Genomic DNA, 21,427 nt, shown 5'->3' with positions numbered 1-21,427 from the left:
GCGGAGTATCAGTCACATAAATATTGAATGTGCTGGCGCTTTCGCGAGCAGGCTCGCTCCCACATTAGATCTTCACTGGCGGACCAGGCGGTGGTTCGGCAGTTGAACGGTTTCGGTACTGCGGTACGGGTTGATATCCAATCCACCACGGCGCACATAACGCGCATACACCGTCAACTTCTCCGGCTTCAGCAGGCGCTGCAAGTCGAGGAAAATCCGCTCCACGCACTGCTCATGAAAGTCCGAGTGCTGACGGAAGCTCACGATGTATTCCAGCAAACTCGCGTGATCCAGTGCCGCGCCACGGTATTGCACCGCCACGCTGCCCCAGTCCGGCTGACTGGTGACCGGGCAGTTGGATTTGAGCAAATGGCTGTGCACGCTCTCTTCCACAATGCGCGATTCATCGCAACGCAGCAGTTCCGGACGCGGATGTTCGTAGTTGCTGACGCTGATGTCCAGGTCGTCGATACACACACCCGGCAACGCAACCACGCCTTCGGCTTCAACGTCCTTGAGACTGCGAATGCGCACGCCAACCGGTTTGCCGGCAGCCGCCGACAGGTCTTTCGCCAGCGTCGCTTCGAGGCTCGCCGTATCGGCAAACGGTGTCTGGTTCAGCGAGTTCAGATACAGCTTGAACGACTTCGATTCGATGATGTTCGGCGAATCCGCCGGGATGCTGAACTCGCCAATCGCCACCACTGGCTTGCCGGACGGCAACAGCCACGACAGTTCAAAGCAGTTCCAGAAATCCACGCCTTGATACGGCAGGGTCTCAGCCGTCAGCCCCAGCTCGGCCCATTTCGCGGTACGCGGAATCGGGAACAGCAGGGACGGCGTGTAAGTGGCGATGTATTCGCTGGATTTGCCCAGCGGCGAGTGTTCGGCTGCGGGATGCATGGCGGAAACCTGACTGAAGAATCAGCGGATTCTACCAGCCTTTGCGCCCGCCATTGAGTGCTTACTGACTGACAGTCAACTTGCCGACCATGCCCGCCTGATAATGGCCGGGGATGTTGCAGGCAAATTCCAGGCTGGTGGCCTTGGTGAAGGTCCAGGTCAGCTCGGCGGTTTTACCCGGCTCGACGAGGACGCTGTTCGGGTCGTCGTGTTTCATCATTCCATGATCCATGCCCGCCATCGAACCGTGGTCCATTTCCTTCATGCCTGTAGGCGTCAGCATGCCACTCTGTTGCATCTGCAACATTTCCTGCTGGTGTTTGGCATGCATCGCCGCGTCCCCCAGGTTGAATTCATGCAGCAACTGGCCTTTATTCACCAGCACAAAACGAATGGTCTCACCGGCCTTGATATCGATCGCCTTGGGGGTGAACGACATGTCGCCCATCACCACTTCAATACTGCGAGTCGCCTTGGCCGCCGCAGCGGGCTGGCCGAAGTCATAGGTATGCGCCGGGGCAGCCCATACCGGCGAACTCAACGCCAACAGACACGCCACCCGCAGCAAAGATTTGCGCAAAAACATCGTCGTACTCCAACAAGATAAGGTTCAGCCTGTGGAAAACTCTAAACTGCGGCCACTGCCCGCAACCTGACAGCCAGATTACAACTTTGTCAGGTTGACCTGTCATAACGCTGCCCACGGTATAAAGCGTTCGTTCCATTTGCCCAGAGTCGCCCATGAAATTGCTGATCGTCGAAGACCAACCGAAAACCGGCCACTACCTGCGCCAGGGCCTGACCGAGGCCGGTTTCAACACCGAACTGGTGGCCGACGGCAGCACCGGGCAACAACTGGCGTTGAGCGGCGACTACGCATTGTTGATTCTCGATGTGATGCTGCCCGGTCGCGATGGCTGGCAGATTCTGCAAGCGGTGCGCAGTGCCGGCCTCGATACGCCCGTACTTTTTCTGACGGCGCGTGACGCGGTAGAAGACCGGGTCCATGGCCTCGAACTGGGTGCAGACGATTACCTGGTCAAACCGTTCGCTTTCTCGGAACTGTTGGCCCGGGTCCGCAGCCTGTTGCGTCGCGGCAGCGCCTCGCCACAGGAAACCAGCCTTCAACTGGCCGATTTGCGCCTGGACCTGATCCGACGTCGCGTTGAGCGCAGCGGCCAGCGCATCGACCTCACGGCCAAAGAGTTCGCCTTGCTGGAAATGCTCCTGCGCCGTCAGGGCGAAGTCCTGCCCAAATCGCTGATCGCCTCTCAGGTCTGGGACATGAATTTCGACAGCGACACCAATGTGATCGAAGTCGCGATCCGTCGTTTGCGCCTTAAGATCGACGATGAATTCCCCAACAAGCTGATCCATACCGTGCGCGGCATGGGTTACGTCCTTGAAGAGCGTATCGCCTGATGCGGCGTCTTTCGTTGAGCAGCCGCCTGGCATTGCTGTTTGCGGCCTGCACGGCGGTGGTTTCGCTGTTTGCCGGGGTGTTGTTCAGTCGCGCCAGCGAGGCACACTTCGTCGAGCTTGATCAGCAATTGCTGGACGGCAAGTTGATTGGATTGCGCCGGGCGCTTCACGACATTCAATCCAGCGAGAGCGAAACCAGACTCGCGGATGAATTGAGCCGCCAGGCCGATCTGTCGCTGCGTATTACCGGCAGCGATGGCCAGCGCTGGTATGACAGTTCGACGCAGCTGCCGGACAAGCTGCCGCAAACACCCGGCTTATCGACCCTCAACAACGGCGGCACCGACTACCGCGTGCTGAATGCGCCGTTGTTTGTCGACAAACCTGATTCCCCACAACTGACCTTGTTGCTGGACATCACCCATCACCAGCACTTTCTGCAACGCATGCAGCATCTGATCTGGCTGACCGTGGGGTTGTCAGCCCTGGCCACCGCCCTGCTCGGCGCCTGGGCGGCGCGCAGTGGTTTGCGTCCGTTGCGGCGCATGAGTGCGGTTGCCCGTGGCGTGTCGGCGCAATCACTGAATGCGCGCCTGCCGGAAGAGAACATGCCGCCAGAACTCGCGGAATTGGCCCACAGTTTCAACGCCATGCTCGGACGCCTTGACGACTCTTTTCAACGGCTCTCGGCGTTCTCCGCCGACATTGCCCACGAACTGCGCACGCCACTGTCGAACCTGCTGACCCACACGCAGGTCACCCTCACCCGCCCCCGACCCATCGAGGATTACCGCGAGGCGCTGCACAGCAACCTCGAAGAACTGCAATGGATGGCGCAACTGGTCAACGACATGTTGTACCTGGCAAAAGCGGATCACGGATTACTGACGCCCAAGCGCGAAGCGCTGGAACTGGCGGAGGAAGTGGATCTGTTGCTGGAGTATTTTGCGCTGCTGGCGGAAGACGCTCGGGTGACGCTCACGCGGGAAGGCAGCGCGCGCCTGGAGGGTGACCGCAGCATGTTGCGCCGGGCGCTCTCCAATTTGCTGGACAACGCGTTGCGGTTCACACCGGCCGAGGGTGAGGTTCGGGTGCGGATTGTCGAGCAGGCCAAAGGATTGAACCTGACGGTTGAGAACAGTGGCGACGGGATTGACGGGGCGTTGCTGCCTCGACTGTTTGACCGGTTTTATCGGGCCGATCCGGCGCGCCAGGAAGGTAGCAGCGAACATGCGGGGTTGGGGCTGGCGATTACGCAGTCGATCGTGCGTGCCCATGGCGGGCAGATCCGTTGCGAATCGGGGAATGGGTGGACGCGGTTTGTGATTGAGTTGCCTAAAAAGGATTGAGGACAGCAGGAATGGCCTCTTCGCGAGCAAGCTCGCTCCCACAAGGTTCGGCGTCATTCACAAATGTGTGATCCAAGCCGATCAAGGTGGGAGCGAGCCTGCTCGCGAAAGGATGTTACGGCTTACGAATACCGCAACGCATGAGCCGGCTCAATCTTCGCCGCACGCCAAGCCGGATAGACCGTCGCCAGGAAGCTCAAGATAAACCCCGCCGAGCAAATCAACAGGACATCCCCGCCCTGCAATTCCGAAGGCAGGTTGCTGACGAAATACACATCAGAACTGAAAATGTGCTGACCGCTCACCCGCTCGATCCAGCCCACCAGTTCACTGACGTTCAGCGCCGCAATCACGCCCAACACGCCACCAATCAAGGTCCCGACAATCCCGATCACGGTGCCCTGGACCATGAAGATCGCCATGATCTGCCCCGGCGTGGCGCCGATGGTGCGCAGGATCGCGATGTCCGCGCCCTTGTCGTTCACCACCATGATCAGGGTCGCGATAATGTTGAACGCTGCCACCGCGACGATCATCAGCAACAGCAGGCCGATCATGGTTTTTTCCATTTTCATCGCGCTGAACAGACTGCCCTGGGTGTGGGTCCAGTCGTCAGCCTTGTAGGCAGCCCCCAGACCGCTGGCAATGTCGCTCGACACTTGCGGCGCGGCGTACAGATCCTTCACCGCCAGGCGCACGCTCTGCACCTGATTCGGCTCCCAATGCTGCATCTGCGCGGCATCGGCCATGTGGATCAACGCCATCGAACCGTCCAGCTCAGCCCCGACCTTGAACACGCCAACCACGTTCAGGCGCTGCATGCGCGGAGTAATCCCGCCCGGGGCGGTGCTGACTTCCGGCACGATCAGGGTGATCTTGTCGCCGACGTTCAAACGGAAACGCCGCGCCGTGATCTCGCCAATCACTACGCCGAACTCACCCGGTTTCAAGGCATCCAGACGCCCCTGAACGATGTGCTTGGCAACGATTGACACCTTGCCTTCCAATGCCGGATCGACGCCGCTGACCTGGATCGGCTGCATCGAGCCCTTGTAAGAGAGCATGCCTTCCATCTCGGTGAACGGCACGGCCGCCGTGACTTCCGGATTTTTCATTGCGGCCGCTGCAACCGGCTGCCAATCGTCAATCGGATTCACGCCGACGATGGTCGCGTGCGGCACCATGCCGAGGATCCGCGAGCTCATTTCGCGCTGAAAGCCGTTCATCACCGACAACACCACGATCATCGCCAGCACACCGAGGGCGAGGCCGATCATCGAGGTCATCGATATGAAGGAAACAAAGCGATTGCGGCGCTTGGCGCGGGTATAGCGCGCGCCGATGAAGATCGATAACGGTCTGAACATTCGCTGGGCACCGTATAAAAATAAAAGACCCGACGTCCTTCAAGACGCCGGGTTTCGGTCAATCAGATGGGTGTCAGGCAACCTTCCTGCAAATGCAGGACGCGATCCATCTGGCGAGCCAGGTTCATGTCATGGGTCACCACCAGGAACGCGGTGCGCATCGAGGTGCTGAGTTCCAGCATCAAATCCTGAATACCCTGGGCGGTGTGGGAGTCGAGGTTGCCGGTCGGCTCGTCGAGCATCACCAGGCCTGGCTTGTTCACCAGGGCACGGGCGATGGCAACGCGCTGACGTTCGCCGCCGGACAATTCGGACGGTTTGTGCTCCAGGCGATGGCCCAGACCTACCCGCTCCAGCAATGCCGTGGCGCGCTGACGGGCTTCCGGAATCGCGGTCTTGCCGATCAGCAACGGCATGCAGACGTTTTCCAGCGCGGTGAATTCCGGCAGCAAGTGGTGGAACTGGTACACGAAGCCGAGGGAACGGTTACGCAGCAGGCCGCGGTTCTTCTCGCTCAGTGCCGACAGTTCTTCACCGTCGAGCCAGACGCTGCCCTTGGTCGGCGTATCCAGACCACCCAGCAGGTTGAGCAAGGTACTTTTGCCCGAACCCGAGGTGCCGACAATCGCCACACGCTCGCCCGGGTGCAACTCCAGTTGCAGACCGGCCAGCACTTCCACCGACTCCGGGCCTTCCTCGTAGGATTTGCCCAGGTTGCGGCAGCTCAAGATTGCTTTATCACTCATGCCCGACTCACTCATAACGTAGCGCCTCCGCAGGCTGGGTGCGCGCGGCACGCCAGGCTGGATACAGGGTGGCGAGGAAACTCAGGACCAACGCGGCGCCGCAGACCATCAAGACGTCCTGGCTCTGCACTTGCGACGGCAGGTAATCGATGAAGTACACGTCGGCGTTGAGGAATTTATGGCCGATCACACCTTCGAGGGCCGAGATCGCGGCACTGACGTTCAGCGCGGCGAAGATCCCGACCACGGCGCCGATCAGCGTACCGACCACGCCGATGACGGTGCCCTGCACCATGAAGATCGCCATGATCGTGCGCGGAGTGGCGCCCAGGGTGCGCAGAATCGCAATATCGCCCTTCTTGTCGTTCACCACCATCACCAGCGTGGAAATGATGTTGAACGCGGCAACGGCGACGATCAGCAACAACAGCAGGCCGATCATGGCTTTTTCCATGCGGATCGCCTGGTACAGGTTGCCGTGGGTGCGGGTCCAGTCACGGGCGTAATAACGATCTTCGCCCAGCTGTTGAGCGATGCTCCACGCGGTGCGCGGCGCCTGGAACAGGTCGTCGAACTTCAGGCGGATGCCCTGCACCTGATCCGGCTTCCAGCGGTGCAGCCTGGCCAGGTCCTGCAAGTTGGTGATGCCCAGATAACCGTCCAGCTCACCGGCACCGACATGGAAGATGCCGACCACGGTAAAGCGTTTCATGCGCGGGAACATGCCGGCCGGGGTCACGGTGACTTCCGGCGCGACAAACGTCAGCTTGTCGCCGAGGGCGGCACCGAGCTTGGCCGCGGCCTTGTCACCGATGACGATGCCGAATTCACCCGGCACGAGATCGTCGAGTTTGCCCTGCTGCATGAAGTTATCAATGATCGAGACGTTGCGCTCCAGCGCAGGATCGATGGCATTGAGCAGGACTTTGGAAACTTTGCCGTTGTTGGTCAGCAAACCCTGCATCTGGGTAAACGGCGCCACGGCCGTCACCTGCGGGTTCTGCTTGACCTTGGCGGCCAGGCTTTGCCAGTCGCTGATCGGCTCACCGGACTCGATGGTCGCGTGAGGCACCATGCCCAGCACGCGGGTGCGCATCTCATGATCGAAGCCGTTCATGACCGACAGCACCACAATCATCACCACCACGCCGAGGGCGAGACCGATCATTGAAGTCAGGGAAATGAACGACACAAAATGATTGCGACGCTTTGCACGGGTATAACGCGTGCCAATAAATACGAAGAGAGGTCTGAACATGTCGGGGCTTGTTCGGAGGGAAAAGGAACGTCCTTGTGGCGGGGGTCGAGAACCAGCTTTACACTCAGACCACCGCCGCTACCATGGGTTCGCCATGTCGACATTAGATGAAGAAGATCGCCGCGAATACTACCGTATCGAGGACACGATCGCACTGGAAATTCGGACCCTGTCCGCTCCCGAGGCCGCCGGCCTGGAAGTGTTGCAGGATGCTTCTCCACTGTTCAACTTGCTCAGCGAGCTGCACCTGAGCGAATTCGAGTCGCAACACCTGCTACGCCAGATCAGTGAACGTGACCGCAACCTCGCAGCGTTCCTGAAATCCCAGAACAAACGCATCGATTTACTCAGCCAGGTGATCGCAATCACCGTGCTCGGGCAGATTGGCGAGCCGCAGCCGGTGATCATTTCCGAAGGCGGTATCGACTTTCAGTACCCGACGCCGATCGCCGTGGGCGCGCACCTGTCGGTCAAGCTGGTGTTGATGCCGCAAGCCCTTGGCCTGTTGCTGCGAGCCCGCGTCACCCATTGCGACCGCAAGGCGGGTGCCTTTGACGTCGGCACCGAGTTCGAACGCCCAACCGACGCCCAGCGGCAGTTGCTGGCCCGCTACATTTTGCAGAAGCAGGCCCAGGAACGTCGACTGGCCCGCGAAAACGAATCAGGCATTTAATTTAAGGAAGAACCGTGACCCTCATCTACGGCCATCGCGGCGCCAAGGGCGAAGCACCGGAAAACACCCTGACCAGCTTTCAGGAATGCCTCAAACACGGCGTGCGCCGTTGCGAACTGGACCTGCACCTGTCCATGGACAACGAGTTGATGGTCATCCATGACCCGACACTCAAGCGCACCACTGACCGTCGCGGCAAAGTCGTCGAACATACGGCGGCCGAGCTGGTGACTTACGACGCACGCAAGGGTGGCCCGGGCTGGATCAAACCCTGCCCGATTCCGACGCTGGAAGAATTGTTCGAAAAGTGCGATTTCGATCACTGGCAGCTGGAAGTCAAAAGCGCTTCACGCACCCGCGCCGCGACAACGGTGCTGGCGATTCGTGAAATGGCCCAGCGTTTCGGCCTGCTCGACAAGGTCACGATCACCTCGAGTTCACGCGAAGTGCTCAAGGCTGCGCTGGACCTGGTGCCGGATGTGTCTCGCGGATTAGTCGCCGAATACGCCTGGCTCGACCCGCTGAAGGTCGCGCAAAGCTATGGCTGTGACATTCTGGCGTTGAACTGGACGCTGTGTACGCCGGAACGCCTGCAGAAGGCGCAGCGTCAAGGGCTGCATGTGTCGGTGTGGACAGTCAACGAGCCCGCGCTGATGCGCAGACTCGCCGACTTCGGCGTTGACAGCCTGATTACAGACTTTCCCGGTTTGGCCAGCGCCACGCTCGAGAATTGCTGAAATCGGTCTCCCCGGCCGGCTCAGGCCACCGGCCGGAGCCGCTCAAAAAAGCCGGTTGAGGCCATCGTATGCCGCTACCCGATAGGCTTCAGCCATGGTCGGGTAGTTGAACGTCGTGTTGACGAAATACTTCAGGGTGTTCAGTTCGCCCGGCTGGCTCATGATCGCCTGACCGATGTGCACGATCTCCGACGCCTGATAACCGAAGCAGTGAACGCCCAGCACTTCCAGGGTTTCGCGGTGGAACAGGATCTTCAGCATGCCCTGAGGCTCGCCCGCGATCTGTGCTCGCGCCATGCTCTTGAAGAACGCCTTGCCCACTTCGTAAGGCACCTTGGCCTGGGTCAGCTCCTGCTCGTTCTTGCCGATCGAGCTGATTTCCGGAATGGTGTAGATGCCGGTCGGCACGTCATTCACAAAGCGCCAGCTGTTGTTATCGACGATGCTGCCAGCGGCCGAACGGCCCTGGTCATGCGCGGCACTCGCCAGGCTCGGCCAGCCGATCACGTCACCGGCACCGTAAATGTTCGGTACGCAGGTGCGGTAGGCTTCGTCGACTTCGATCTGGCCACGGCTGTTGACCTTCACGCCGATGTTTTCCAGACCCAACTGGTCGGTGTTACCGGTACGGCCGTTGCACCAGAGCAAGGCATCGGCCTTGATTTTTTTGCCGGACTTGAGGTGCAGGATCACACCGTTGTCCACGCCTTCGACGCGGTCGTAGTCTTCGTTGTGGCGAACCGTGATGTTGTTGTTGCTGAAGTGGTAGCTCAACGCCTGGGAAATTTCCGAGTCGAGGAAGCTCAGCAATTGACCACGGTTGTCCACCAGCTCAACCAGCACACCCAGACCACTGAAGATCGACGCGTATTCGCAACCGATCACGCCAGCGCCGTAGACGATGAGTTTGCGCGGGGTGTGGCCGAGGCTGAGGATGGTGTCGCTATCGTAGATACGCGGGTGGTGGAAATCGATGTCCGCCGGGCGATAAGGACGCGAACCGGTGGCGATGATAATGTGCTTGGCCACCAGCTTCTCGACCACACCGTTGGCGCAGACCACTTCGATGGTTTGCTCGTCGGCGAAGCTGCCGGTGCCGAAGAACACGTCGACGCGGTTACGGGCGTAGTAGCCGGTACGCGAAGCGACTTGTTTGGAAATGACTTTCTCGGCGCTTTTCAGCACGTCCGGAAACGAGAACCAGCGCGGCTCACCAATGGCCCGGAACATCGGGTTGGTGTTGAACTGCATGATCTGCCGGACCGAGTGACGCAGTGCCTTGGACGGGATGGTACCCAGGTGGGTGCAGTTGCCGCCGACCTGGCGACGGCTATCGACCATCGCCACCTTGCGCCCTGCTTTGGCGGCGTTCATTGCCGCGCCTTCTCCCGCCGGGCCGGAACCCAGCACCACCACGTCGTAGTTGTAGACAGCCATGCGTACTCCTCAGAACAGGCCGCGGCGCCATCGGCACCCTGCGGCTAAATCACGCCGATCTGTGGCGTGAAGGAACAATTTGGGGCCAGTGCAGAACCCGGACACAGTCTATAGAAGCGTCAACGCCGCGCACATTAACCCTTGGTCGCGTCGTAGGCTAGTTTTGCCTGCACTACAACGCCAGTCTTCATTGCTTGAATCATTGCCATCACTCAGCTTTGCCGCCACTGAGGCGTTCAAAAGCCTGATTGGTTCGTGTGACGAAACCTGTATCGGCACGAATCACAAAGAATGCACCAATGTCATGTGCCTGGGCATAGTCCCAACCCCGTTCAGGGCCGAGAATCAGCAACAACGTCGATAGTCCATCGGCCATCAACGCTGAAGGATGAATCACCGTGACTGACGCCAGGGTATGTAGGATCGGTGCACCGGTGCGCGCATCGAAGGTGTGGGGATAACGCCTTCCGTCCTGCTGAAAATAGTTGCGGTAATCGCCGGAGGTGGAAACGCCATAGCCGTCCACCGCGATAATTTTTTGCGCCACCTGCTGATCATCCCGGGGTTCTTCGAGGGCAATTCGCCAGGGTAAACCATCGAGTTTCCTGCCGGCAGCCTTGAGCTCGCCCGTGGCTTCGGCGAGGTAATCGTGAATTCCCATGGCTTCGAGCCTGGCGGCAATGGTGTCGACGGCATAACCGGCGGCGATGCTGTTGAAGTCAACTTCGACGGCGGCATCCTTGCACAACTGATCGCGGTCGATGCGCAGGTGTTGGTAACCGACGCGTTGCCGCACTTCGGCCAGTGCCTGAGCGCTCGGGACTTTTTCCTCACGGGCCTGCGGGCCAAATCCCCAGAGATTGAGCAACGGTTCTACTGTCAGGTCGTAGGAACCTTCGCTTTGCTCTGACAGCTGTTCACCGACGCGAATCAATTTGAGGATCGACGCCGGCATTTTCTGACAGCGATTAGTGGGGAGATCGTTGAAGCGTTCGATATCGGAGTCGCTGCGGTAGGTCGACATTTGTTGATCGACGTCAGCGAGGATCTTTTCGACTTCGGCCTGGACGTCTTTTGGGGCAGGAAGACCTTCGCGGCGCACGTATTTGATCGAGTAAGTGCTGCCCATGGTCGGGCCGCCGAAGGTTTCCAGGCTGTCGCCGTTGCCACATCCGCACAAAACGCCGGCCAGAACCACAAGTGCGCCCCATCGTCCAGTTAACAAATCTTCATCTCCCCTCAAAACCGCGCCCGCCATTATGGGCCTCAGAGCGCAGGAGAGCGAGGTCTGCCAGCGCCCGCCAATCAAACGTAAAACCTGTGGGAGCGAGCCTGCACACGATAGCGGTGACAGGACTTACGACCGCCACACACAGGTGCAGCGTTTTCAAACAAGATCCAGCGTGAGTGCCTAGAAATGTCTTCCAATACGAGCAACGGCAAAGCAATTTTTCGCGTCGTCAGCGGAAACTTCCTGGAGATGTTCGATTTTATGGTCTACGGCTTCTACGCCACGGCCATCGCCAAAACCTTCTTCCCTGCCGACAGCGCTTTCGCTTCCCTGATGTTGTCACTGGCCACCTTCGGGGCCGGCTTCCTGATGCGTCCGCTGGGCGCGATTTTCCTCGGCGCCTATATCGACCGTCATGGTCGTCGCAAAGGCTTGATCATCACCCTGGCCATGATGGCCGCCGGCACGGTGCTGATTGCCTGCGTGCCAGGCTACGCCACGCTGGGCGTCGCGGCGCCGCTGATCGTGTTGTTCGGTCGACTGCTGCAAGGCTTCTCGGCCGGCGTGGAATTGGGTGGCGTGTCGGTGTACCTCGCCGAGATTTCGACGCCTGGTCGCAAGGGCTTTTTCGTCAGTTGGCAGTCCGCTAGCCAACAAGCCGCGGTGGTGTTCGCCGGCCTGCTGGGCGTCGGTTTGAACCACTGGCTCAGCCCGGAACAAATGGGTGACTGGGGCTGGCGCGTGCCGTTCCTGATCGGCTGCATGATCGTGCCGGTGATCTTCGTGATTCGACGTTCGCTGGAAGAAACACCGGAGTTCCAGGCGCGTAAACACCGCCCTACCCTGCGGGACATCATCCGTTCGATCAGTCAGAACTTTGGCATTGTTATCGCCGGCATGGCATTGGTGGTGATGACCACCGTGTCGTTCTACCTGATCACCGCTTACACCCCGACTTTCGGCAAAGCCGAACTGCATCTGTCGGACCTGGATGCGCTGCTGGTGACGGTGTGCATCGGCCTGTCGAACTTCTTCTGGCTGCCGGTGATGGGTACCGTGTCTGACAAGATCGGACGTAAACCCCTACTGTTGGCGGCGACGATTCTGGCAATCCTCACCGCTTATCCGGCCCTGTCGTGGCTGGTGGCGAACCCGAGCTTCAGCCATTTGCTGATTGTCGAATTGTGGCTGTCATTCCTGTATGGCTCGTACAACGGCGCCATGGTGGTGGCACTGACCGAGATCATGCCGGTAGAGGTTCGTACGACCGGGTTCTCGTTGGCCTACAGCCTGGCGACGGCGACGTTCGGCGGGTTTACCCCGGCGGCGTGTACGTATCTGATTCATGTGTTGGACAACAAGGCTGCGCCGGGGATCTGGCTCAGTGGTGCGGCGGTGTTGGGGTTGATCGCGACGCTGGTGTTGTTCCGGGGTAATCGTCATGAGTTGCGAACTGCGAAGGCGGCAGTGGCTGGCGGCGCCTGATAGAAAGCCATCGTCGGATCGCCGCCCGGAGCGAGCCTGCTCGCGATGAGGCCGGCACAACACACCAACACCTGACAAAGCGCACAAACAAAAACGCCCCGACCTAGGCCGGGGCGTTTCATGTGTTGCTAACGCTTAGCGCGGGAACGCTGGCGGGTTTACACCGGCCATGTCTTCCATCACGCGTACCACTTGGCAGCTGTAACCGAATTCGTTGTCGTACCAAACGTACAGAACAACGCGGTTGTCTTGGGTGATGGTCGCTTCAGCGTCCACAACGCCTGCGTGGCGCGAGCCAACGAAGTCGGTGGAAACCACTTCCTGCGAGTTGACGTAGTCGATTTGCTTATGCAGATCGGAGTGCAGCGCCATGTAGCGCAGGTACTCGTTCATCTCTTCGCGAGTGGCGGCTTTCTCAAGGTTCAGGTTGAGAATGGCCATCGACACGTTTGGCGTTGGAACGCGGATCGCGTTACCGGTCAGCTTGCCAGCCAGCTCAGGCAGTGCCTTGGCAGCAGCAGTGGCAGCACCGGTCTCGGTGATGACCATGTTCAGCGCGGCGCTACGGCCACGGCGATCGCCCTTGTGGAAGTTGTCGATCAGGTTTTGGTCGTTGGTGTACGAGTGAACCGTTTCAACGTGACCATTGACGATGCCGAACTTGTCGTTCACAGCTTTCAGCACCGGCACGATGGCGTTGGTGGTGCAGGAAGCGGCGGAAACGATCTTGTCGTCAGCGGTGATTTCACCGTGGTTGATGCCGTGAACGATGTTCTTCAGCTTGCCTTTACCCGGCGCGGTCAGAACAACGCGGTCGATACCCGGGCAAGCCAGGTGTTGACCCAGGCCCTCGGCGTCACGCCATACACCGGTGTTGTCCACCAGCAGCGCGTCTTTGATGCCGTACTGGGTGTAATCCACTTCAGTCGGGTTCTTCGCGTAGATAACCTGGATCAGGTTGCCGTTGGCGGTGATGGTGCTGTTGGCTTCATCGATGGTGATGGTGCCGTCGAACGGACCATGAACCGAATCACGGCGCAGCAGGCTTGCACGCTTGACCAGATCGTTCTCGGCGCCCTTGCGGACAACGATGGCGCGCAGACGCAAGCCGTCGCCACCACCGGTTTTCTCGATCAGGATACGCGCCAGCAGGCGACCGATACGACCGAAGCCGTACAGGACAACGTCGGTGCCTTTGCGCGCGGCAACGTTCTGCTGACCAACGACGTCAGCCAGTTCTTCACGGACGAACTGCTCGGCAGTGCGACCTTTGCCTTCGGCCTTGAACTTGACCGCAAGCTTGCCCAAGTCTACCGAAGCGGCGCCGAGCTTGAGCTCGCTCATCGCCTTGAGCAGCGGGAATGTTTCGTGGACGGACAATTCGCTGTCATCGGACTGACGATGACGGGCAAAGCGGTGAGCTTTGAGAATCGCAATGACTGAACGGTTGATCAGGCTGCGGCCATAGATCGAGCTCACCACGTTGTTATTGCGGTAGAGCTGACCGATAAGCGGAATCATCGCTTCTGCGAGTGCTTCACGGTCGATCCATTCACCAAGACACTGGTCGGGCTTCTGAGTCACGGGAACCTTCCACATGTAGGGGCAGAAAAAAGGGGCTACATTATGCCGCCGACTCCCTCCCGTAGCAATGCGCGCTTGTCGTGCGATCCGTAACATTTTCCTGTTCAAAAAAATCACGCTACGCCGAAGCCCAATAAAACCGGGGCTTCCAGCGCAGTCAATTTTTTGGAGACAACGCTACCTTGTCCGTAACCCTCCGTAACACTGGTTGGTTTTGCCACTACATAATCAGCAAATAACAGTAAAAAAGCGGCGAATTTTGTCTTTACCACTACATTTCGCCAAACCTGCGTAATAGACACAGTCTGCAACTGACAGACGGCACCCGGGGCCGCTACAATTACCGACTTTGTCGCAACGCTTGGAGCTCAACCTTCCGTGCCCGTTCTGCGTCTACCGCTTCTCCCTGCCGCGGCAGGTAAACAGCACTGGGGCAACTTGCCCGGTGCCGCCCTCAGCCTGGCCATCGCCGAGGCTGCCAGCGCTGCCAAGCGCTTTACCCTGCTGCTGACCGCCGACAGCCAAAGTGCCGAACGGCTGGAGCAGGAGCTGAGTTTCTTCGCCCCGGATTTGCCCGTGCTGCATTTCCCGGACTGGGAAACCCTGCCCTACGATCTGTTTTCGCCGCACCAGGACATTATTTCCCAGCGCATCTCGGCCCTTTACCGGTTGCCGGAGCTGAGCCATGGCGTGCTGGTGGTGCCGATCACCACGGCCCTGCATCGACTGGCGCCGACCAAATTCCTGCTCGGTAGCAGCCTGGTGCTGGACATTGGCCAGAAGCTCGACGTCGAACAAATGCGCACGCGGCTTGAAGCCAGCGGTTATCGCTATGTCGACACAGTGTACGAGCACGGCGAATTCACGGTGCGCGGCTCGCTGATCGACCTGTTTCCGATGGGCAGCAAACTGCCGTTCCGCATCGACCTGTTCGATGACGAAATCGAAACGCTGCGCACGTTCGATCCGGAAAACCAACGCTCCATCGACAAGGTCGACACCGTCCGCCTGCTGCCTGCGCGTGAATTTCCGCTGCAAAAAGATGCGGTCACGCGCTTCAAGGCACGCTTCCGTGAGCGCTTCGACGTCGACTTCCGCCGCTGCCCGATCTTTCAGGATTTGAGCAGCGGGATTACACCGGCCGGTATCGAGTACTACTTGCCGCTGTTCTTCGACGAAACCTCCACACTGTTCGATTACCTGCCGCAGGACACGCAAGTGTTTTCCCTGCCGGGTATCGAGCAAGCGGCGGAGAATTTCTGGAACGACGTGCGCAATCGTTATGAAGAGCGCCGCGTCGATCCGTCCCGTCCTTTATTACCGCCAGCCGAGCTGTTCTTGCCGGTAGAGGATTGCTTTGCCCGCCTAAAAAACTGGCCCCGCGTGGTGGCCAGTCAACAGGACGTAGAAACCGGTGTCGGCCGCGAGCGCTTCCCCGCGCGGGAACTGCCCAACCTGGCCATCGAAGCCAAGGCCACTCAGCCATTGGCGGCGCTGGCGGGTTTCCTTGATGAATTCCCTGGACGCGTGCTGTTCACCGCCGAGTCGGCGGGCCGTCGCGAAGTGCTGCTGGAATTGCTCGAACGCCTGAAGCTGCGACCGAAAACCGTCGACAGCTGGCCCGACTTCGTCGCGAGCAAAGAACGTTTGGCAATCACCATCGCCCCGCTCGACGAAGGCCTGGTGCTCGACAATCCGGCCCTGGCACTGGTGGCCGAGAGTCCGTTGTTCGGTCAGCGCGTGATGCAGCGCCGTCGCCGCGAAAAACGCGCCGACGCCAACAACGATGCAGTCATCAAGAACCTCACCGAGCTGCGCGAAGGCGCGCCGGTGGTGCACATCGATCACGGCGTCGGTCGCTACCTCGGGCTGGCCACGCTGGAGATCGACGATCAGGCCGCCGAATTCCTCACGTTGCAATATGCCGAAGGCGCCAAGCTGTACGTGCCGGTGGCCAACCTGCATCTGATCGCGCGTTACACCGGCAGCGATGATGCCTTGGCCCCGCTGCACCGTCTCGGCTCCGAAACCTGGCAAAAAGCCAAGCGCAAAGCCGCCGAACAGGTGCGCGACGTGGCCGCCGAATTGCTCGACATCTATGCCCGTCGCGCCGCCCGCGAAGGTTATGCCTTCGAAGATCCGAAAGCCGACTACGCAACCTTCAGCGCTGGTTTCCCGTTCGAAGAAACCCCCGACCAGCAAACCACCATCGAAGCGGTGCGTGCCGACATGCTCGCGCCGAAGCCGATGGATCGCCTGGTCTGCGGCGACGTGGGTTTCGGCAAGACCGAAGTGGCGATGCGCGCCGCCTTCATCGCGGTACACGGCGGTCGTCAGGTGGCGATTCTGGTGCCGACCACCCTGCTCGCCCAGCAACACTACAACAGCTTCCGCGACCGCTTTGCCGATTGGCCGGTGACCGTAGAGGTGATGAGCCGCTTCAAGTCGACCAAGGAAGTGAACGCTGCGGTCGCGGACCTCGCCGAAGGCAAGATCGACATCGTGATCGGCACGCACAAGCTGCTGCAAGATGACGTGAAGATCAAAAACCTCGGGCTGGTCATCATCGACGAAGAACACCGTTTCGGCGTGCGCCAGAAGGAACAGCTCAAGGCCCTGCGCAGTGAAGTCGACATCCTGACCCTGACCGCCACGCCAATTCCGCGAACGCTGAACATGGCCGTGTCGGGCATGCGCGACCTGTCGATCATCGCCACCCCGCCGGCCCGTCGCCTGTCGGTGCGGACCTTCGTCATGGAGCAGAACAAGAGCACGGTCAAAGAGGCCCTGCTCCGTGAACTGCTGCGTGGCGGCCAGGTTTACTACCTGCACAACGACGTGAAGACCATCGAGAAATGCGCCGCCGACCTCGCCGAACTGGTGCCGGAAGCACGGATCGGTATCGGCCACGGACAGATGCGCGAGCGTGAACTCGAACAAGTGATGAGCGACTTCTACCACAAACGCTTCAACGTGCTGATCGCCTCGACCATCATCGAGACCGGCATCGACGTGCCGAGCGCCAACACCATCATCATCGAGCGTTCCGACAAATTTGGCCTGGCACAGCTGCACCAGTTGCGCGGCCGTGTCGGGCGCAGTCACCACCAGGCTTATGCTTACTTGCTGACACCGCCGCGCCAGCAGATCACCCCGGATGCGGAAAAGCGTCTGGAGGCGATCGCCAACACCCAGGACCTTGGCGCAGGCTTCGTGCTGGCCACCAACGACCTGGAAATCCGTGGTGCCGGCGAGCTGTTGGGCGATGGTCAGAGCGGGCAGATCCAGGCGGTTGGTTTTACGCTGTACATGGAAATGCTCGAACGTGCAGTGAAGTCGATCCGCAAGGGCGAGCAACCAAACCTCGATCAGCCGCTGGGCGGTGGCCCGGAAGTCAATCTGCGCGTACCGGCATTGATTCCCGAAGACTATCTGCCGGACGTTCACGCCCGCTTGATTCTCTACAAACGCATCGCTTCGGCCACCGACGAAGAAGGCCTCAAGGACCTGCAAGTCGAGATGATCGATCGATTCGGCCTGTTGCCGGAGCCGACCAAGAACCTGATGCGCATAACGGCGTTGAAGTTGCAGGCCGAATTGCTGGGTATCAAGAAAGTCGACGGCGGCCCGCAAGGTGGCCGAATCGAGTTCGCGGCACAGACACCGGTCGACCCGCTGACGCTGATCAAACTGATTCAGGGCCAGCCCAAACGCTACAAATTCGAAGGGGCCACGATGTTTAAATTCATGGTGCCGATGGAGCGCCCGGAAGAACGCTTTAATACTGTAGAGGCGCTGCTTGAGCTCCTTATCCCGAAAACTGCTTGAAGGACGCCGCATGCGCCTGTTTCGCTCTCTGACCCTGCTGTTAACGCTGGTCGCACCCACGGCGTTTGCCGATGATCTGTATCAGATTGAAATGATTCTGGTCCGGCAAAACGCCGTACCCGCTATCGTCAGCCGCGCCGCGCCGGAAGACTGGGCCGCCGGCGCGCAGCCCATCAGCAAGGACAGCCTGCGTACGCCGAGCCTGAATGGCGAAGTGGAAAAACTCACGGCCAGCGCGGACTACACCGTGTTGCTGCACAAAGCCTGGCAACAAACGCTCGGCGAGCAAGACAGCAAAGTGGCGATCAGCGATGGCAAGGAACAATATGGTCAGTTCCCGATCGAGGGCACGTTAAGCCTGAAACTGGGGCGCTTCACCGACGTCGACGCCGATTTCTGGGTCAACCAGATTGACGGCAATGGCATGGTCACCGCCAGCGAACGCCTCAAGCAAGAAAGCCACACCAAGAACGGCCAGCTGAACTTCCTCGACAACGGCCACCTCGCCCTGTTGATCAAGATCACCTCGCTCACCGCCCCTGCGCCTCGGCCAGTCCCCGATGAAATACCGGACTGATTGAAGTCCCTATGACCTCGACCCTGAGCAAACCCCTGGGACCTTCCTGGGTCAGCCGATTCAAAGAACAGAGCCTGGAGCGTGGCCGCCGCTACGCACTGGAGAATCGTGTCAGGATCGTCGAGGTCGGTGACGCTACGATCACTGCGGCATGCGAAGGCTCTGGCGGCAATGTGTACCGTCAGACTATTCGCCTGCGCGAGTCAGCCAAAGCCACCTTGCTGATGGTCGATGCCACCTGCACTTGCCCGGTCCACAGCAACTGCAAACATTGCGCGGCAGTGTTGCTCAAAGTCCAGGAAACACTGGCCTACCCTGCAGCAGCCCAAGACGCCGAACTGCTGGAAAAACTCCAGGCCGTACTGGAAAACCGCGGGCCGAAAGCGCCTCCGCAAGTGCTTGTGGATAACGTGCAGCCGGTGCCTCGCCTGTGGCTGGCGAGTGTCGAGTTCAGTGCTTTCGAACCACGCAACGGCAAAATGCAGCGCTACATTCAACATCGCGCCGCACTGTCGTTCAGCTATCTGGATGAATACGTTGCCGGGCAGAAGAACACCGACATCCTGATCCGCCAGGAAACCCAGACGCTGCGGATAAAACGTCACCCGGATGTGGAGCAAACCTACAGGGAACAGCTGCGAATCCTCGGCTTCAAGATCGCCACCCGGCAAAGCAAGGCTTTGCCGGAAAGCGCCGGCGAGCTCTACGAGATGGTTAACGACAGCGCCTGGTTGACGTTCACCCTCAACGAATTACCGAAGCTGCGCACTCAGGGTTGGGAGCTGCAGATCGACGAAGATTTCGGTTTCGATTTGACTGCTGTGGACGACTGGTACGCCACCGTCGAGCAAGCGCCGGAACGCGACTGGTTTGATCTGGAGTTGGGGATCATCGTCAACGGCGAGCGGCTGAGTTTGCTGCCGATCCTGTTGAACCTGATGCGCTCGCACACTGAAATCCTCAACCCGGAACGCCTCGCCCGACGTCGCGACGACGAGCTGATTCTGGTGAACATCCCCAATCGGCCGAATTCCGAGTACGGCCCGCTGCAAGTCGCCCTGCCCTTCGGCCGCTTGAAGCCGGTGCTGGCGACGCTCGGCGAGTTCTATCTGCAAGAGCCCGGCGAAACCACCCTGCGTTTGAGCAAAGCGGACGCCACGCGCCTGAATCCGCTGGAAGACTTGCCGCTACTCTGGGAGGGCGGCGAACAAATTCGCACCTTTGCCCAGCGCTTGCGCGACATCAAGGACTACACGGCGACAGCACCTGAAGGTTTGAACGCGACGTTGCGTCCTTATCAGCTGGAAGGCCTGAGCTGGATGCAGTCGCTGCGGCAACTGGAAGTCGGCGGGATTCTTGCGGACGACATGGGCCTGGGCAAAACCCTACAAACCCTGGCGCATGTTCTGACTGAAAAAGCCGCTGGGCGCCTCGATCGGCCGTGCATGGTGGTGATGCCCACCAGCCTGATCCCGAACTGGCTCGATGAAGCAGCGCACTTCACGCCGCAACTCAAAGTGCTGGCGCTGTACGGCGCCAGCCGCAAAAAGCATTTCGAGCAGTTGGCTGACTACGACCTGATCCTGACCACGTATGCGCTGCTGCCCAAGGACGTCGAGCGCCTGGCCGCGCAGCCATTGCACGTGCTGGTACTGGATGAAGCTCAGTACATCAAGAACCCCAACAGCAAGGCGGCCCAGGCGGCCCGCGAACTGAACGCGCGCCAGCGTTTGTGCCTGAGCGGTACACCGCTGGAAAACCACCTCGGTGAGCTGTGGTCACTGTTCCACTTCTTGCTGCCTGGCTGGCTGGGCGACGTGAAAAGCTTCAACCGCGATTACCGGGTGCCGATTGAAAAGCGTGCCAGTGAAGTCAGGCTTCAGCACCTCAATGGCCGGATCAAACCGTTCCTCTTGCGTCGGACCAAGGAACAGGTCGCGACGGAATTGCCGCCGAAGACCGAGATCATTCACTGGGTCGAACTCAACGAAGCCCAGCGCGACGTGTATGAAACCATGCGCCTGGCGATGGACAAGAAAGTCCGCGACGAGATCACCCGCAAAGGCGTGGCGCGCAGCCAGATCATCATTCTTGAGGCGCTGCTGAAGCTGCGTCAGGTGTGCTGTGATTTGCGCCTGGTCAACGATGCCGTCCTGCCGACGCGTGGCAGCACATCGGGCAAGCTCGACAGCCTGATGGAGATGCTTGATGAATTGTTTGAAGAAGGTCGACGGATTCTGTTGTTCTCTCAGTTCACGTCAATGCTGGCGCTGATCGAAGTCGAACTGAAGAAACGTGGCGTCGAGTACGCGCTGCTGACCGGACAAACCCGCGACCGACGCGCGCCGGTGAAGGACTTTCAGAGCGGCAAGCGTCAGATTTTTCTGATCAGCCTGAAGGCCGGCGGTGTTGGCTTGAACTTGACCGAAGCGGATACGGTGATCCACTACGATCCATGGTGGAACCCGGCGACGGAGAATCAGGCGACTGACCGGGCGTATCGTATCGGTCAGGAGAAGCCGGTATTCGTCTACAAGATGATTGCCCGCGGCACGGTGGAAGAGAAAATTCAGCACCTGCAGAAAGAAAAATCCGACTTGGCGGCTGGCGTGCTCGATGGACGCAAGACCGGGGACTGGAAGTTGCAGAGTGATGATATCGAAGCGTTGTTTGCGCCGTTGCCGGATAAGCTCGAAAAGCGCTGAGGTGTGCGTTGCCAGCTACATTGCCTTCGCGAGCAGGCTCCCACATTTGGATCAGTGTTTACCCAACATACTGGGAACACCACAAATCTACTGTGGGAGCGAGCCCGCTCGCGAAAGAGTCAACT

Annotated in this window: 16 protein-coding genes; 8 read left to right on the top strand and 8 right to left on the bottom strand. The window is 59.6% G+C overall.

All coding sequences use genetic code 11. The features are described from left to right. Positions 1 to 72: 72 nt before the first annotated feature. Both queF and copI read right to left on the bottom strand, forming a co-directional pair. Entirely contained in the window at positions 73 to 903 is an 831-nt protein-coding gene (gene queF / locus AC07N8_RS04010; RefSeq protein WP_483840216.1) for an NADPH-dependent 7-cyano-7-deazaguanine reductase QueF, read from the bottom strand. A 61-nt stretch (positions 904 to 964) separates the two neighbouring features. After that, positions 965 to 1,489 carry a copper-resistant cuproprotein CopI gene (gene copI, locus AC07N8_RS04005; RefSeq protein ID WP_493142100.1) on the bottom strand — a complete coding sequence of 175 codons (525 nt, stop codon included), beginning with the start codon at positions 1,487 to 1,489 and terminating at the stop codon, positions 965 to 967. 155 nt (positions 1,490 to 1,644) lie between these two features. Between copI and AC07N8_RS04000 the strand changes: the two genes are divergently transcribed. Both AC07N8_RS04000 and AC07N8_RS03995 read left to right on the top strand, forming a co-directional pair. After that, complete coding sequence (locus AC07N8_RS04000; protein WP_483840218.1) at positions 1,645 to 2,325, top strand: heavy metal response regulator transcription factor; 681 nt, start codon at positions 1,645 to 1,647, stop codon at positions 2,323 to 2,325. After that, on the top strand, positions 2,325 to 3,674 hold the full coding sequence (locus AC07N8_RS03995; RefSeq protein WP_493142102.1) for a heavy metal sensor histidine kinase: 1,350 nt from the start codon (positions 2,325 to 2,327) through the stop codon (positions 3,672 to 3,674). Before AC07N8_RS04000 ends, AC07N8_RS03995 begins: the two co-directional genes overlap by 1 nt. 122 nt (positions 3,675 to 3,796) lie before the next feature. Here the strand turns inward: AC07N8_RS03995 and AC07N8_RS03990 are convergent, their stop codons facing one another. The 3 genes from AC07N8_RS03990 to AC07N8_RS03980 all read right to left on the bottom strand — a co-directional run bounded on the left by AC07N8_RS03990 (position 3,797) and on the right by AC07N8_RS03980 (position 7,045). Further along, complete coding sequence (locus tag AC07N8_RS03990; protein WP_493142104.1) at positions 3,797 to 5,041, bottom strand: lipoprotein-releasing ABC transporter permease subunit; 1,245 nt, start codon at positions 5,039 to 5,041, stop codon at positions 3,797 to 3,799. 62 nt (positions 5,042 to 5,103) lie between these two features. Then, complete coding sequence (gene lolD, locus AC07N8_RS03985; protein ID WP_167360488.1) at positions 5,104 to 5,787, bottom strand: lipoprotein-releasing ABC transporter ATP-binding protein LolD; 684 nt, start codon at positions 5,785 to 5,787, stop codon at positions 5,104 to 5,106. Between the two features lie 7 nt (positions 5,788 to 5,794). Further along, positions 5,795 to 7,045 carry a lipoprotein-releasing ABC transporter permease subunit gene (locus AC07N8_RS03980; RefSeq protein ID WP_123434322.1) on the bottom strand — a complete coding sequence of 417 codons (1,251 nt, stop codon included), beginning with the start codon at positions 7,043 to 7,045 and terminating at the stop codon, positions 5,795 to 5,797. A 94-nt stretch (positions 7,046 to 7,139) separates the two neighbouring features. Here AC07N8_RS03980 and AC07N8_RS03975 point away from each other — a divergent pair, with 94 nt between their 5' ends. Beyond that, on the top strand, positions 7,140 to 7,718 hold the full coding sequence (locus tag AC07N8_RS03975) for a PilZ domain-containing protein (RefSeq protein ID WP_027921674.1): 579 nt from the start codon (positions 7,140 to 7,142) through the stop codon (positions 7,716 to 7,718). A gap of 14 nt (positions 7,719 to 7,732) precedes the next feature. Continuing rightward, positions 7,733 to 8,455, top strand: coding sequence for a glycerophosphodiester phosphodiesterase (locus AC07N8_RS03970; protein WP_027921675.1), 723 nt, complete (start codon positions 7,733 to 7,735; stop codon positions 8,453 to 8,455). Positions 8,456 to 8,497: 42 nt separating this feature from the next. Here AC07N8_RS03970 and sthA read toward each other — a convergent pair whose 3' ends face one another. Together sthA and AC07N8_RS03960 are read right to left on the bottom strand one after the other, a co-directional pair. Beyond that, on the bottom strand, positions 8,498 to 9,892 hold the full coding sequence (sthA, locus tag AC07N8_RS03965; protein ID WP_007907752.1) for a Si-specific NAD(P)(+) transhydrogenase: 1,395 nt from the start codon (positions 9,890 to 9,892) through the stop codon (positions 8,498 to 8,500). A gap of 208 nt (positions 9,893 to 10,100) precedes the next feature. Beyond that, positions 10,101 to 11,150: an FAD:protein FMN transferase gene (locus AC07N8_RS03960; RefSeq protein ID WP_493142107.1), complete on the bottom strand. Its 1,050-nt coding sequence runs from the start codon at positions 11,148 to 11,150 to the stop codon at positions 10,101 to 10,103. Between the two features lie 159 nt (positions 11,151 to 11,309). On the opposite strand from AC07N8_RS03960, the gene AC07N8_RS03955 reads away from it, so the two are divergent. Next, entirely contained in the window at positions 11,310 to 12,608 is a 1,299-nt protein-coding gene (locus tag AC07N8_RS03955; protein WP_483840223.1) for an MFS transporter, read from the top strand. A gap of 135 nt (positions 12,609 to 12,743) precedes the next feature. On the opposite strand, the gene AC07N8_RS03950 is transcribed toward AC07N8_RS03955, so the two are convergent. Then, on the bottom strand, positions 12,744 to 14,207 hold the full coding sequence (locus AC07N8_RS03950; RefSeq protein WP_140667082.1) for a glyceraldehyde-3-phosphate dehydrogenase: 1,464 nt from the start codon (positions 14,205 to 14,207) through the stop codon (positions 12,744 to 12,746). Positions 14,208 to 14,570: 363 nt separating this feature from the next. Here AC07N8_RS03950 and mfd point away from each other — a divergent pair, with 363 nt between their 5' ends. The 3 genes from mfd to AC07N8_RS03935 are packed head-to-tail and all read left to right on the top strand — an operon-like array spanning position 14,571 to position 21,302. After that, a complete protein-coding gene (gene mfd / locus AC07N8_RS03945) occupies positions 14,571 to 18,020 on the top strand; it encodes a transcription-repair coupling factor (protein ID WP_493142109.1) in 3,450 nt (1,149 codons plus the stop codon). Between the two features lie 10 nt (positions 18,021 to 18,030). Next, positions 18,031 to 18,597, top strand: a complete 567-nt coding sequence (locus tag AC07N8_RS03940) for a CsiV family protein (protein WP_483840225.1) — start codon at positions 18,031 to 18,033, stop codon at positions 18,595 to 18,597. A gap of 11 nt (positions 18,598 to 18,608) precedes the next feature. Continuing rightward, positions 18,609 to 21,302, top strand: a complete 2,694-nt coding sequence (locus AC07N8_RS03935; protein WP_483840226.1) for an SNF2-related protein — start codon at positions 18,609 to 18,611, stop codon at positions 21,300 to 21,302. Positions 21,303 to 21,427 lie beyond the last annotated feature (125 nt).

Source organism: Pseudomonas sp. GW821-FHT10C09, assembly GCF_059415465.1.
This window is presented reverse-complemented; position numbering and strand designations above follow the sequence as displayed.

Excerpts from the sequence above, each read along its gene's own strand:
- AC07N8_RS03950 (WP_140667082.1), bottom strand. The coding sequence starts at position 14,207 with ATGTGGAAGGTTCCCGTGACTCAGAAGCCCGACCAGTGTCTTGGTGAA.
- AC07N8_RS03960 (WP_493142107.1), bottom strand. The coding sequence starts at position 11,150 with ATGGCGGGCGCGGTTTTGAGGGGAGATGAAGATTTGTTAACTGGACGA.
- AC07N8_RS03935 (WP_483840226.1), top strand. The coding sequence starts at position 18,609 with ATGACCTCGACCCTGAGCAAACCCCTGGGACCTTCCTGGGTCAGCCGA.
- AC07N8_RS04000 (WP_483840218.1), top strand. The coding sequence starts at position 1,645 with ATGAAATTGCTGATCGTCGAAGACCAACCGAAAACCGGCCACTACCTG.
- AC07N8_RS03995 (WP_493142102.1), top strand. The coding sequence starts at position 2,325 with ATGCGGCGTCTTTCGTTGAGCAGCCGCCTGGCATTGCTGTTTGCGGCC.
- AC07N8_RS03990 (WP_493142104.1), bottom strand. The coding sequence starts at position 5,041 with ATGTTCAGACCGTTATCGATCTTCATCGGCGCGCGCTATACCCGCGCC.
- lolD (WP_167360488.1), bottom strand. The coding sequence starts at position 5,787 with ATGAGTGATAAAGCAATCTTGAGCTGCCGCAACCTGGGCAAATCCTAC.
- queF (WP_483840216.1), bottom strand. The coding sequence starts at position 903 with ATGCATCCCGCAGCCGAACACTCGCCGCTGGGCAAATCCAGCGAATAC.
- AC07N8_RS03940 (WP_483840225.1), top strand. The coding sequence starts at position 18,031 with ATGCGCCTGTTTCGCTCTCTGACCCTGCTGTTAACGCTGGTCGCACCC.
- AC07N8_RS03975 (WP_027921674.1), top strand. The coding sequence starts at position 7,140 with ATGTCGACATTAGATGAAGAAGATCGCCGCGAATACTACCGTATCGAG.
- copI (WP_493142100.1), bottom strand. The coding sequence starts at position 1,489 with ATGTTTTTGCGCAAATCTTTGCTGCGGGTGGCGTGTCTGTTGGCGTTG.
- sthA (WP_007907752.1), bottom strand. The coding sequence starts at position 9,892 with ATGGCTGTCTACAACTACGACGTGGTGGTGCTGGGTTCCGGCCCGGCG.
- AC07N8_RS03980 (WP_123434322.1), bottom strand. The coding sequence starts at position 7,045 with ATGTTCAGACCTCTCTTCGTATTTATTGGCACGCGTTATACCCGTGCA.
- AC07N8_RS03955 (WP_483840223.1), top strand. The coding sequence starts at position 11,310 with ATGTCTTCCAATACGAGCAACGGCAAAGCAATTTTTCGCGTCGTCAGC.